Source organism: Isachenkonia alkalipeptolytica (assembly GCF_009910325.1).
Lineage (GTDB): Bacteria > Bacillota > Clostridia > Peptostreptococcales > T1SED10-28 > Isachenkonia > Isachenkonia alkalipeptolytica.
Window position 1 is genome coordinate 98,678 of record NZ_SUMG01000004.1, and the last position, 12,346, is coordinate 111,023.

Here is a 12,346-nt window from a genome sequence, read left to right on the forward strand (position 1 = left end):
AGGCGGAAAATATGAATAGTTACCGAACCAATATTGAAGGCTTTGAAATACGATTTGCCACAGAGGAAGATGTGCCCCTTATTTTAGAATTTATTAAAGCCCTAGCGGAGTATGAAAAGATGTTGGATGAAGTGGTGGCCACAGAGAAAGGGCTTAAACAGTCGATTTTTGTCCAAAAGCAGGCGGAGGTAATCATTGGAGAAGAAAAAGGAAAACCTGTAGGTTTTGCCCTGTTTTTCCATAACTACTCCACTTTTTTAGGGAAAGCCAACCTCTATCTCGAAGACCTTTTCGTAAAACCTGAGTACCGGGGAAAGGGTTACGGTAAAACCCTGTTATCCTTTTTAGGGAAAATTGCAGTGGACAGAGACTGCGGACGACTGGATTGGTGGTGTCTTGATTGGAACACCACATCCATCGAGTTTTATAAAGAGATGGGGGCCGTTCCCATGGATGAATGGACGGTGTACCGGGTAGAAGGGGAGCAACTGCAAAGACTTTCCAAGTTCTGTGATTAATCGGTGATAATCTTGCTGTATAAAGATCTGCTCCTATGGAATAGGGCAGGTCTTTACTTAAGTTCTTTTGCATAAGTATCAGAACTATCCTATAATTAAAGGGAAGCGCCACATACCTAAGGAGGGGTACCGTGAATATTTTCAGTGAAAAAATTAAGGAAGTATTCTTTGCCATACTGCCCATTACATTAATTGTTGTGATTCTGCGATTGACCATTGTTCCGATAGACAATCATTTGATGGGTAAATTTTTACTGGGTTCTGTGTTTATCCTGTTCGGACTGACCCTTTTTTTAATCGGTGTGGACCTGGGAATCGCCCCCTTAGGTTCTCTTCTAAGTTCCGTAATTACTAAGAAAAACAAACTATGGCTGGTGATTACAGCCGCCTTTGTCCTCGGGTTTATTATATCCATTGCGGAACCGGGGCTCTTGATCCTCGGTAACCAAATCGACGCCTTGACGGCAGGAGTGATTTCAAGTTTTACGATTTTAACCGTGGTGTCCTTAGGCATCGGAGTGTTTATGATATTAGGATTTTTACGACTGATTTATAACATCCCTTTACATGTAATTCTTCTGGGTTCCTATGGGATCATCCTGGTACTGGGGCTTTTTACGTCCCCCGAGTTTTTAGCCATCGCCTTTGACAGCTCCGGCTCCACCACCGGAGTGTTGGCCGTGCCCTTTATACTGTCCCTTTCTTTGGGAATTACCGCCATGAAAAAGGACAGCAAAGCATCGGAAAAGGACAGTTTCGGACTGGTTGCCATCGTCTCCGTGGGGGCGGTGATCTCGGTTATGATCCTGAATCTTTTTACAGAAGTAGAGGAATTTGCCGCCGTGGAAATTGCGGAAGTGACCTTCGGGGATTCGGTTATCGGGGCTTTTATCAATGCGGTTCCCGGAGCTTTTTTAGAAAGTCTTTTCGTCTTTGCCCCCTTGGTTGCCATATTCCTATTGATTCGTTTTACCTGGCCTATTAAAAAAGAGGCCCTAAGAAAAATGACCTTGGGTTTTATCTATGCCTTGATCGGTTTAAGTTTATTTCTGGTGGGGGTGAATACCGGATTTATGGCAGTGGGCAGTGAGATCGGATCTTTCCTGGTGGGGCTTGACACCTACTTTTACTTAATCCTAATCGGCTTTATCCTGGGTGTGGCTACGATTTTAGCGGAGCCTGCGGTCTACGTGCTGACCCATCAGATTGAAGACGTTACCTCCGGGTATGTAAAGAAAAATATCGTCCTCGTTGCTCTGGCCCTGGGAGTGGGACTGGCCATCTCCCTTTCTCTTTTACGAATCGTGGTTCCGGAAATTCAGCTGTGGCATTACTTATTAACCGGCTACCTGTTTGCGATGATACTGACCTTTATTACACCGAAACTGTTTGTGGGAATCGCTTTTGATGCCGGAGGAGTAGCCACCGGGCCCATGACCGCCACTTTTATCCTGGCCTTTATCAACGGTGCGGCCTATGACCATCCCACCGCCGATGTACTGGTGGACGGATTCGGGATGATAGCCATGGTGGCCTTAATGCCCATAATCACCCTGCAAATCCTGGGAACGATCTTTAAACTGAAAACCGTAAAGAAGGGGGTCAACGGCAATGGAAAATCATAAGAATGCAAAAAAAGAGAAAGATATAGAAAAACAGGATGATCTGAAAGGGGAACAAGATACACCTAAGGAAGCTTTCAAACTTCATGTGGTAATCGTGCACCATGGTCTGGGAAGCAAAGTGATTCAGCTGGCTAAGCAGTGCGGCATTCCGGGAGGAACGGTAATCCTTGGAAAGGGCACTGCCCCAAATCGATTGTTGAAATTTTTAGCTTTGGCGGATTATCGAAAGGAAATTGTACTGGTGCTGGGTAAACAAAGTCATGGAGAGCTCTTTTTAAGAAAGGTTACGGAGAAACTGAAATTTAAAAAGCCTAATAGTGGGATTGCATTTTCCATTCCCGTCAATCAAATAATCGGATCCAAATACGGGGCGGATGCAAGGCCTAGGGAAAATACCAGTGGAGGTGGGAAGATGGATATGTATCAATCAATTTTTGTAATCGTAGATCGGGGAAATGCCAAAGAAGTGGTGGACGCCGCTAATGACTCGGGAGCAAAGGGAGCCACGGTGGTCAATGCCCGGGGTTCGGGAATTCACGAAACCAGCAAACTATTTGCCTTTGAAATCGAGCCGGAAAAAGAAATTGTCATGATCCTGGTAAAGCAAGACATTACCGAAAAGGTTACCAAGGCCATTAAAGAGCAGTCATCCATCGACGAGGCAGGGAAGGGTATTATGTTTGTCCAGCCCGTGGATGAGGTGTATGGTATACAGTAAGGATATAGGGAAAGCAGAAGGGTATAAAAACATATGAAGATATTATGTTAAGTTTTTTAAAATTTATATAAAGGGAATCGGATCCCATCCTAGGATGGGATCTTTTTACGTGTGAAAACCGATACATTGGGTAAAATATCAGTATTAGAGAATTAAAACACCATGAAACTTCCAAAAGGGGTATTGGTTTTGAGGTAGGTGGATAAAAGGAGGGATCTCCATGAAATATGACTTTCATACCATTGTGATCGGGGCCGGCAGTGCCGGGCTGATGACAGCAGGTATTTTAACAAATCTTGGTGCAAAGGTGGCCTTAATAGAAAAAAATAAAATGGGGGGCGATTGCTTAAATACAGGATGTGTTCCCAGTAAATCCCTGCTGTATCGGGTGGAAAAAGGGGCAGATTTTTCCGAGATGATGAATCAAATCCAACAGACCATTGAAAAAATTGCCCCCCATGATTCCGTTGAACGTTTCGAGAATATGGGAGTCTCGGTATTGAAAGGGAGTGGGAAGTTGCTGGATGATCACCGGGTGGAAGTCGTACTAAATGAAAGTGACGGGCCCCACCGGGTAATCAGCGGTAAAAACATTGTCCTGGCCACGGGATCAAAACCCCGGATACCAGAATTGGATGGTTTACAGAGAATACCATATCTAACCAATGAGAATCTCTTCTCAATGGAAGAACTACCAAAGCGGTTTATTATTTGGGGGGGAGGCCCGATTTCCATGGAAATCGGCCAAGCCTTTGGAAAACTCGGTAGTGAGGTGGTCATTATATCGAGGGGACGGCACCTTTTTAAAAGGGATGAGCCCGAGGTAGATCCTGTGATGAAAGATATTTTAGCAAAAGAAGGGATCCGTTTTTACCTTGGGTATGAACCGGTAAAAATTCGGGAGACAGCAGAAAACCAGGGGGAAAAAGATTTCAACCTGACCCTTCGAAATCGAAATACCGGAGAAGAAAAAGAGTTAACGGGAGACAAGTTTCTGATCGCCCTTGGAAGAATCTCCTCCACCGAAGGTTTAGGCCTGAAGAATGGGGGCGTAGAAGTGAATGAAAAAGGGTATGTAAAAGTAAATAAGCATTTGCAGACTTCCACAAAGAACATTTATGCCTGCGGTGATGTTGTGGGGGAATATCAATTCACCCACATGGGCGGTTACGAGGCGGAGATTGTTTCGAAAAATCTGTTGCTTCCGATTCAAGCAAAGGCGGATTACAGCAAGGCCGTCTGGACCACCTACACGAAACCCCAGGTTGCTCATAGCGGTTTTACGGAAGCTTCCGCAAAAAAAGGGGGAAAACTGGGAAAGCCCCTGTATAAAAGCTTTGAAGAGGTGGATCGTAGCATTATAGAAGAGGACAGGAAGGGATTTGTAAAAATTATCCTGGATAGAAAAGGTCGGATTATTGGAGGCACCATAGTTTCCAATGAGGCAGGAGAAATGATCGGTATGGTTTCCCTAGCCATCAATAAAAAAATGAAACTATCCGCCTTTCAGAGCTTGATTTACGCCTATCCCACAAAGTCGGAAATTTATAAAAGTCTTGCAGTTGATCATCTTCAGGACTCCGTTCGTCCCTGGCAGCGAAAATTACTGAAAAAATGGCTTTCTCGATAGAAGAAATAAACTATAGACTCCATAAAACAACGAGGTGAGATAAATGGCAAAGGACGGAAAGGGAATTATTGAAAAAATCATAGGAAAGGCCGTAGAAATAAGACCTTCCAAGCATTATGATGCTCCGGTGATTGCACCGGTAAAAAAGAATTTGAAAGAATCCAGGGTGGCCATAGTTACCACTGCGGGGGTACACTTAAAGGAAGACGACCCCTTTGACACAACAGGTAGTGATCCAACCTACCGCGTCGTTCCCGGAGATGCGAAAATGGAGGATTTGATGATTACCCACGGGCACTACGACGACAGTCAGGCCCATTTGGATATTAATGTGGTCTTTCCCATCGATCGTTTACGGGAATTGAAAGAAGAAGGGGTCATTGGATCCATTGCGGAAAACTTTTATACCTTTCGGGGCTACATTCCCAAAACCCGACCCTTGATAAAAAAGAGCGCTCCGGAAGTGGCAAAGGCCCTGGTTAAAGACCAGGTGGATATCGCCATACTAACCCCCGGCTGATATATTTGTCATCAGTCTGTAGGGCTGATACAGCGGGAAATTGAAAAGCAGGGAATCCGCACCGCATCGATTATGCACTTGCCGAAGGTCGGAAAGAAGGTCCGGCCACCGCGGATGATGCATATTCGCTTTCCCCTGGGAAAAACTTTCGGTATGGCGGGGGAGGCAGATCTGCAGCGAAGCATATTAATGAATTTATTGCAATTCGCCTTGGAAGGGGCAGCGGAGAGTACCGTGGAACTGCCTTATCGTTGGAAGCGACCGTAGGGGAGGGGTTTTATGTCAATCGAAAAAGTACAGGCCAGGATTAAGGAATTGGAAGAGGAGTATTTGGAAATTTTAAAAGGGTTGGTAAGACAGAAGAGCATTAGTACGGAAGACATTGGTGTTAGAGAATGTGCTGATTTATTAAAAGGCATTATGGAAAAGGCGGGGATCGATACAGCGATCTATGAGACCGGGGGACAACCGGTGGTTTACGGCGAAGTCAAGAGAGAGAACTCCGAGAGTATAACGATATTATTTTACGGGCATTATGATGTTCAGCCGCCGGAACCCCTTGACAAATGGGACAGTCCACCCTTCGAGCCTGGGGTTCGGAAGGGACGGATCTATGGAAGAGGTACCGGGGACAATAAGGGTCAATTAATTACCCATGTCTTAGCGGTAAAAACTTATTTGGAGACGCTGGGCTCTCTTCCTGTTAATGTAAAGTTTCTCTTTGAAGGGGAGGAGGAAATTGGGAGTCCCAATCTGATTCCTTTCGTACAGAAACATCAGGAGTTGCTGAAGGCGGATTTGGTACTGACCTCTGACGGACCGATGCATGAAAGCGGGGCTCCGTTAATCGCTTTTGGCGTTCGGGGTGTCATGAACTTTGACCTGCACCTGAAAACCGCCTCCACGGACAATCATTCCGGTAATAAAGGAGGGGTGATTCCCAATGCCATATGGGAAATGGTGGAGTTTTTATCAACCATGAAAGATGAAAAAGACCAGGTGCTGATTTCCGGTTTCTATGATGACGTGGTTGCGCCTACAGCCTATGAGCGTGAGTTGATCAATAATCTACCCTATGATCCTGACCGACTGGCTACAGTATACGGGGTTGATAAAATCCATCATGAGAAAGAAGACTTTTATTCCCGGTTACTGTTTAAACCCACATTAACCATCAACGGTATCCGAGGAGGTCATATCGGGGAAGGGACAAAAAACATCATTCCCTGCGAATCAACGGCGAAGATGGAAATTCGACTGGTGTACGATCAGGAGCCCGAAGACCTGATAAATAAGGTGAAGGACCATATTCAACGGTACAATCCAAGCATTCGTCTCACTCGGGAGGAAGAGGATATGCGACCTTCTAAAACATCCGCAGAGCTGGACATTTCCAAGGCAGTGATCCGAAGTGTAGAGCAAACCTTCAGTGAAAAACCTGTGGTTTACCCCGGGATGGGAGGAAGTTTACCGGATTATGTTTGGACAAAGGTTCTTGGGGTTCCATCCATTATGATTCCCTATGCAAATGCCGATGAAGCCAACCACGCACCGAATGAGAATTTAAAGCTGGATTGTTTCTATAACGGGATTCATACCAGTGCCCGTATTATTTATGAGTTGGGGAAAAACCTGTAACCCAGGGAATTGGGAGATTATAGGCCTATTGGAGGAAGCAAAGCATGAAAAAAGAATATAAAAAGTTACTGCTGGTGGCCGCAGGATTGATTCTGGCCTTTATTGGCATTCGAGTAACCGGGCTCCATGAATACATTAGTTTGGACAATGCAAGACAGTTGGAAACATGGGTAAGTCAGTACGGAATGATGGGTCCGGTGGTATTTATTATAATTTATATTTTAGCTTGTATAGTGTTTTTACCGGGACTTCCCGTTACGATTGTAGGTGCTTTGGCTTTTGGAGCAGTGCGAGGAGCCGTCTTTTCATCCATCGGGTCGATTCTCGGAGCCACGGCGGCTTTTCTGATTGCCCGATACGCCGCTCGAGACATGGTGGAAAAATGGATTGAGGGAAATAGACAGTTTGAAAAGATTGATAAAGGGGTACAAAAAAATGGATGGCGGATGCTCATGATTACCCGAATGGTTCCTCTTTTCCCTTTTAATTTACAAAATTTTGCCTATGGATTGACAAAAATTAAACTACGGACTTATATTCTGGTATCCTGGATCTGTATGCTGCCCGGGGTAATTGCCTACAACTTTATGGCCGGTTCTGTGGTAAGCGGTGAAGGGGATTTGAGAAAAACATTTCTATATCTGGCTATCGGTGCTCTTTTCTTTGTGATTATATCCTTTATTCCCGGTTATCTCAGTAAAAAGCGGGGAGAGGAAATGGAAGAGTATAAAATAAAATAGAAGGCCTAATGATCATCAGTAAAAAATTGATCATTAGGCTGAAAAACCTAGTATACGAAAGGCAGGGAGGTTTACCAGTGGGGATAATCAGAAAAAACAAGTCCGGATACAGAAGGAAAATCAGCAGCGACACTAAAGCAAGCCTGCTCTTAGGAATGGTTTTAATAGTAACCGCTTTTTTTGTTTATGGATGCGAAGAAGAGGGGGCGAAAGACCTGGACCTGAAAACTATGTCATGGGAAGAGATTTTGGAGGAAGCGGAAGGAACGCAAGTCAATTTTTACGGATGGGGAGGGGACCAGGCGGTCAATAACTGGATAAACGGCTTTCTAGCCCACCGTATGATGGAAAAATATGATATTACCCTGGAATGGGTGCCGATGAATATTGATGAGATTTTAAATAAACTACAGGGAGAAAAGCAGGCAGAGGCTTTGGGAACCGTAGACATGATATGGATTAACGGGGAGAATTTCTTTACCGCAAAAACCAATGATCTGTTATACGGACCTTTTACCGATGCTCTTCCGAATTTCAACCATTATATTGACGATGAGGACGTGGAAGTACAGTACGATTTCGGTTTTCCTACGGAAGGGTACGAAGCCCCCTTTGGAAAAGCGCAGTTTGTTATGATCTACGACGAGGAGAAAACTCCGAATCCTCCAACAAGCCATGAAGCGTTGCTGGCCTATGCGAAAGAACATCCGGGAGAGATTACCTTTCCCGCACCTCCGGATTTTACCGGAAGTGTATTTATCCGAAACATCATCTACGACATTGTGGGGCATGAACAGTTTCTAGAGATGGAGGCCGATGAAGACCTGGTAAGGGAAGCCATCAAACCGGCCATGGAGTATTTTAAAGAGCTTAAGCCCTATTTATGGCGGGAAGGAAAGACTTATCCCGCAACCATTGCTCAACTGGAAAATATGTATGCCGACGGTGAAGTCCGTATGGTGATGGCCTATAATTCCAATCTAGTTTCCCAGCGAATCAGCTCCGGGGTCTTTCCCGAGACATCCGCCAGTGTCATTTTTCATAAGGGCACCATCGGCAACGGACATTTTATCGGGGTACCTTTTAACAGTCCAAACCTAGCCGGGGCTCTGGTTACAATCAATGAAATCTTAACCCCGGAAGTTCAAGCCAGTAAGTACGAGCCTGCTAACTGGGGAGATTTACCGGTGCTGGATAACGACAAATTATCCGAAGAGGAGCAGGAAATCTTTGAAGCGGTTAAACTGGGGGAAGGGGTCCTGCCTCAAGAGGTCTTGCTGGACAATCGCCTTCCGGAAGTTCCCGCACCCTTGGTTCCGCTGATTGACCGAATTTGGATGGAAACTATATTGGGGTAAAACCGAAAGCTCGTAAAAGTTGTAGCACTAACCTTTACAGTTAAATTATGTAAATTCAGGTTGTGGTTTATAGAATAAAAACTGCAGTTTAAAGGAAGATCGTGATGTTACCAGTAAAAAAAACTTGGCTAAAGCCATATATCTATCTTCTTCCGGTGCTGAGTATTTTGTTTTTTGTGTTCACTTTAGGACTGGGAATCAGTATTTTCCAGAGTCTCGGATATTATCCCGGAATTGGTCTATATGATATTACCCTTGATTATTACCGGGAAGTTTTTAGCAGCGAAAGCTTCTTTTCCGCTTTAATGTTCAGTTTGCGGGTAGCTTTAATATCTTCGCTACTGGCTGCAGTCATCGGTGTGAGTCTTGCCTATCTATTGGTAATGCAACAAAAGGAGAGGCGGGGACTTCAGGCTTTATTAAAGCTTCCCATCATCGTGCCTCATCTGGTTGCGGCATTTTTGATATTTACGCTTTTTTCTCAAAGCGGAATGCTTGCAAGACTGGGCGTTTTAATGGGTTTCATTGAAGAGTCCCGGGAATTTCCCGGGTTGATTTTCGATTCTCGAGGGGTTGGGGTGATTCTGGCCTACGTATGGAAGGGAGCTCCTTTTATTTTTTTAATCGTCTATCAGGTGTTGCGATCCATCGAAACAGACATGGTGGAGGCGGCCAGTAATTTAGGGGCCAAGGGAGGGGATCTTTTTTTTCGAATCTTTCTTCCCTTATCCCTGCCCAGTGTGTTTTCCACCTTTATTATTCTCTTCGCCTTCTCCTTCGGTTCCTACGAAATCCCTTTTCTGTTGGGCCCTACATCCCCACGGGCTTTGCCGGTCCTTGCTTACGTAGAACACATTAATCCCGACTGGACTAACCGACCTTACGCCATGGCTATGAACATGGTACTTGCAGGAATTTCCGTAATATTGGTATGGCTCTATCATTGGGTGTTTAAGCGGTATCGGCACTATAGAAAGAGGCGATAATATGGAAAAAAGGCTGAGTGGAATGCTGTTTATTATTCTAAGTCTTACTTTTATCTTACCCCTGGTGATGGTCCTGATATGGTCCGTAACCGTATCCTGGCCTTTCCCGGAAATCATCCCCCAAGAACTGAGTTTGCGAGGCCTTCGAGAAATTTTTAAGCCGGGGAGCCGGGCTCTGGAAAGTCTTATTACCAGCATTAGAATTTCCTTATTTGTAATGATTTTAACTTTGGGGATTACCATACCGGGAGGGAAGGCTTTAGGGATTTATCAGTTCCCCGGAAAAGGTTTTATTAAAATATTTGTGCTGGCACCGTTGATTGTATCTCCGGTGGCCGTGGGTATGGGGATACAGGGAACTTTTATCCGGATGGGGCTTACCAATACAGAGTTGGGGGTGACTCTAATTCACATTGTCCCCGCAATCCCTTACGGAGTTCGAATTTTTACCAATATCTTTGAGTTAGTGGGGGATGAGATGGAGGAACAGGGGAAGGTTCTTGGTGCCGGAAGTTTTCAAACCTTTATTCATATCACTCTGCCCACGATTAGGCCGGGTATCCTTTCCGCCGGCAGTATGATTTTTATCATCTCCTTCAGTCAGTACTTTTTAACTTTTTTAATCGGCGGCGGCCGTGTGCAAACCTTTCCCCTGTTAATGGTCCCCTATATTCAGAGCGGTGATCGGATGATGGCGGCAAGCTACAGCTTGGTATTCATTGCGGTAGCCTTATTAGCTCTACTAATAATAGAGAAAATGTTACGGTTATATTACAGTAAAAACAGCGGCATTGCCGGTGTATTTTATAGGAGAAAACAGGTGAAATCATGAAGGAAGTATACTTACAAGATATCAGCAAAAAGTATGGAAAAGAAGAGACGATCAAAAACTTAACGCTTAAGGTAAATAAAGGAGAGATGATCTCCCTTCTAGGTCCTTCGGGTTGTGGAAAAACCACGACCTTAAAGATTATCGCCGGCTTGGTGGCAGCGGACCAGGGCAAGGTTTTTATTGACGGTTTGGCTGTAGATCATCTGCCGACGCAAAAACGGGGAGCGGTGATCGTCTTTCAGGATCACCGATTGTTTCCTCATATGACCGTGGGAGGCAATATCGAGTTCGGGCTTCGCATGCAGCGGGTTCCAAAAGAAATTCGGCGAAAAAAGGTACAGGAGATGTTGAAATTTGTAGGGTTACAGGACCACGGTGGGAAATTTCCCGGAGAGATCTCCGGGGGACAAAAACAACGGGTGGCCATAGCTCGAGGGCTGATTGTAAGTCCGAAGGTGCTCCTGTTAGACGAACCCTTCTCTAACTTGGATCAGCGCTTGAAAGAGGAAATGCGAAATTTTATCGTGGATATACAAAGAAAGCTTAAAATCACTACTATTTTGGTATCACATGATAAGGAAGACTCTCTTGTTACTTCGAGTAAAATTGGGGTGATGTTTGACGGAGAACTAAAACAGTACGGGACGCCGGAGGAACTTTACGAAACGCCAAAGACCTTGGAGATTGCCCGGTTTTTCGGAGAGGTTAATGAAATTCCCATAGAAAAAATCGATGATGTCTGGGTTTATACGGTCCTGGGGATTTTTCCGAAAATACGAGCATTACAAACCATTGAAAAAAGCAGCAAACTACTCCTTCGCCCGGAGGCTTTGGTTCTGTCAAAAGAGGACAAAGAAGCCTACGGTGACCGTGGCGTAGACGGCAAAATCATGAATCGAATTTATGCTGGGGAGAAAACCTATTACGAATTTGACGTCAAAGGGTTTCGAGGCAAAGCTTCGGTGATGGGCAAAGGCTTGTGGCAAATCGGAGATTCGGTTAGGGTAAGCACTTCGGAAGAATCGATGATTGTTTGTGAATAAAAGGAACAATAATGCAAATTGAAGTTGTAAGCTGTAAATCTCGAATTTGTTGCCGCCTATGGCCATAAATTTTTAGGGAGGTGAGAAATATGATTGATACAAAGTTACGACCGGCGTTTAATCGATTCTTCGAAAAAATGGCGGAAGTGATGATCAAAATGAACTGCACCCCGGATCAGATCACGGTTATTGCCTTTATCCTAGGAGTTTTTGCGGCTATTTTAACTGCCGGGAAGAATCCCGTAATCGCTCTAGCACTGCTTTGGCTGTCGGGCCTAATGGATGTCTTGGATGGAACCGTTGCGAGGTTAACAAAAAGAACCTCTGCCGGCGGCGCCCTGTTGGATCTGATCTTAGACCGCATGGTGGAGGCGGCAATGATTTTCGGTTTTCACTACTGGATGCCCGAGTATACCTGGATGTACCTGTTTTTTCTGACCGGGGTCATTTTTAATTTTTCCACCTTTCTCGCTGCCGGGTCCCTATATCAAAATCTTGGTGAAAAAAGCATACACTATGATTCCGGGCTGCTGGAGCGAACCGAGACCTTTATATTTTTCAGCCTAGTGCTTATATTTCCTCATCTTACCTTTTACTTATTCTTAATTTTTAATGTGTTAATGTTTGTAACCGGTATAGGACGTTTCTACGGAATTTACCGGTTCGGCGAGCAGAGCAATTGAAAGCCTCAAGGTTCTTAATAAAGAGTCAGGGGCTTTTTCCTATGTAATAAGTTTG

The 12,346-nt window shown here is 44.8% G+C and carries 13 protein-coding genes; all 13 read left to right on the forward strand.

Annotated elements, in window-relative coordinates; translation table 11 throughout:
• Positions 1 to 11 precede the first annotated feature (11 nt).
• The 13 genes from ISALK_RS04870 (at position 12) to ISALK_RS04930 (ending at position 12,291) form a co-directional block, all read left to right on the forward strand.
• Complete coding sequence (locus ISALK_RS04870; RefSeq protein WP_160719697.1) at positions 12 to 518, forward strand: GNAT family N-acetyltransferase; 507 nt, start codon at positions 12 to 14, stop codon at positions 516 to 518.
• A 131-nt stretch (positions 519 to 649) separates the two neighbouring features.
• Positions 650 to 2,143, forward strand: coding sequence for a DUF1538 domain-containing protein (locus ISALK_RS04875; RefSeq protein WP_160719700.1), 1,494 nt, complete (start codon positions 650 to 652; stop codon positions 2,141 to 2,143).
• A complete protein-coding gene (locus ISALK_RS04880; RefSeq protein ID WP_160719703.1) occupies positions 2,130 to 2,861 on the forward strand; it encodes a P-II family nitrogen regulator in 732 nt (243 codons plus the stop codon). The genes ISALK_RS04875 and ISALK_RS04880 overlap by 14 nt, the downstream gene beginning before the upstream one ends.
• Positions 2,862 to 3,081: 220 nt before the next feature.
• Positions 3,082 to 4,491 (forward strand): dihydrolipoyl dehydrogenase family protein, encoded by a 1,410-nt coding sequence (locus tag ISALK_RS04885; protein WP_160719705.1) that lies wholly within the window; start codon positions 3,082 to 3,084, stop codon positions 4,489 to 4,491.
• 43 nt (positions 4,492 to 4,534) lie between these two features.
• Positions 4,535 to 5,011: a glycine/sarcosine/betaine reductase selenoprotein B family protein gene (locus tag ISALK_RS04890; RefSeq protein ID WP_160719707.1), complete on the forward strand. Its 477-nt coding sequence runs from the start codon at positions 4,535 to 4,537 to the stop codon at positions 5,009 to 5,011.
• A 114-nt stretch (positions 5,012 to 5,125) separates the two neighbouring features.
• On the forward strand, positions 5,126 to 5,278 hold the full coding sequence (locus tag ISALK_RS04895) for a hypothetical protein (RefSeq protein WP_160719709.1): 153 nt from the start codon (positions 5,126 to 5,128) through the stop codon (positions 5,276 to 5,278).
• 12 nt (positions 5,279 to 5,290) lie between these two features.
• Positions 5,291 to 6,649: a M20/M25/M40 family metallo-hydrolase gene (locus ISALK_RS04900; RefSeq protein ID WP_160719711.1), complete on the forward strand. Its 1,359-nt coding sequence runs from the start codon at positions 5,291 to 5,293 to the stop codon at positions 6,647 to 6,649.
• A 44-nt stretch (positions 6,650 to 6,693) separates the two neighbouring features.
• Positions 6,694 to 7,389 (forward strand): TVP38/TMEM64 family protein, encoded by a 696-nt coding sequence (locus tag ISALK_RS04905; RefSeq protein ID WP_160719713.1) that lies wholly within the window; start codon positions 6,694 to 6,696, stop codon positions 7,387 to 7,389.
• Positions 7,390 to 7,466: 77 nt separating this feature from the next.
• Positions 7,467 to 8,747: an ABC transporter substrate-binding protein gene (locus ISALK_RS04910; protein ID WP_371723545.1), complete on the forward strand. Its 1,281-nt coding sequence runs from the start codon at positions 7,467 to 7,469 to the stop codon at positions 8,745 to 8,747.
• A 104-nt stretch (positions 8,748 to 8,851) separates the two neighbouring features.
• Positions 8,852 to 9,733 (forward strand): ABC transporter permease, encoded by an 882-nt coding sequence (locus tag ISALK_RS04915; protein ID WP_160719715.1) that lies wholly within the window; start codon positions 8,852 to 8,854, stop codon positions 9,731 to 9,733.
• Between the two features lies 1 nt (position 9,734).
• The gene (locus ISALK_RS04920) at positions 9,735 to 10,565 is read left to right on the forward strand and encodes an ABC transporter permease (RefSeq protein ID WP_160719717.1); all 831 of its coding nucleotides are present in this window, start codon (positions 9,735 to 9,737) and stop codon (positions 10,563 to 10,565) included.
• Complete coding sequence (locus ISALK_RS04925; protein ID WP_160719719.1) at positions 10,562 to 11,608, forward strand: ABC transporter ATP-binding protein; 1,047 nt, start codon at positions 10,562 to 10,564, stop codon at positions 11,606 to 11,608. The genes ISALK_RS04920 and ISALK_RS04925 overlap by 4 nt, the downstream gene beginning before the upstream one ends.
• Before the next feature lie 89 nt (positions 11,609 to 11,697).
• On the forward strand, positions 11,698 to 12,291 hold the full coding sequence (locus ISALK_RS04930; RefSeq protein ID WP_160719721.1) for a CDP-alcohol phosphatidyltransferase family protein: 594 nt from the start codon (positions 11,698 to 11,700) through the stop codon (positions 12,289 to 12,291).
• The last annotated feature ends 55 nt before the right edge of the window (positions 12,292 to 12,346 follow it).

Excerpts from the sequence above, each read along its gene's own strand:
- ISALK_RS04915 (WP_160719715.1), top strand. The coding sequence starts at position 8,852 with ATGTTACCAGTAAAAAAAACTTGGCTAAAGCCATATATCTATCTTCTT.
- ISALK_RS04925 (WP_160719719.1), top strand. The coding sequence starts at position 10,562 with ATGAAGGAAGTATACTTACAAGATATCAGCAAAAAGTATGGAAAAGAA.
- ISALK_RS04905 (WP_160719713.1), top strand. The coding sequence starts at position 6,694 with ATGAAAAAAGAATATAAAAAGTTACTGCTGGTGGCCGCAGGATTGATT.
- ISALK_RS04885 (WP_160719705.1), top strand. The coding sequence starts at position 3,082 with ATGAAATATGACTTTCATACCATTGTGATCGGGGCCGGCAGTGCCGGG.
- ISALK_RS04890 (WP_160719707.1), top strand. The coding sequence starts at position 4,535 with ATGGCAAAGGACGGAAAGGGAATTATTGAAAAAATCATAGGAAAGGCC.
- ISALK_RS04895 (WP_160719709.1), top strand. The coding sequence starts at position 5,126 with ATGATGCATATTCGCTTTCCCCTGGGAAAAACTTTCGGTATGGCGGGG.
- ISALK_RS04870 (WP_160719697.1), top strand. The coding sequence starts at position 12 with ATGAATAGTTACCGAACCAATATTGAAGGCTTTGAAATACGATTTGCC.
- ISALK_RS04880 (WP_160719703.1), top strand. The coding sequence starts at position 2,130 with ATGGAAAATCATAAGAATGCAAAAAAAGAGAAAGATATAGAAAAACAG.
- ISALK_RS04930 (WP_160719721.1), top strand. The coding sequence starts at position 11,698 with ATGATTGATACAAAGTTACGACCGGCGTTTAATCGATTCTTCGAAAAA.
- ISALK_RS04900 (WP_160719711.1), top strand. The coding sequence starts at position 5,291 with ATGTCAATCGAAAAAGTACAGGCCAGGATTAAGGAATTGGAAGAGGAG.
- ISALK_RS04920 (WP_160719717.1), top strand. The coding sequence starts at position 9,735 with ATGGAAAAAAGGCTGAGTGGAATGCTGTTTATTATTCTAAGTCTTACT.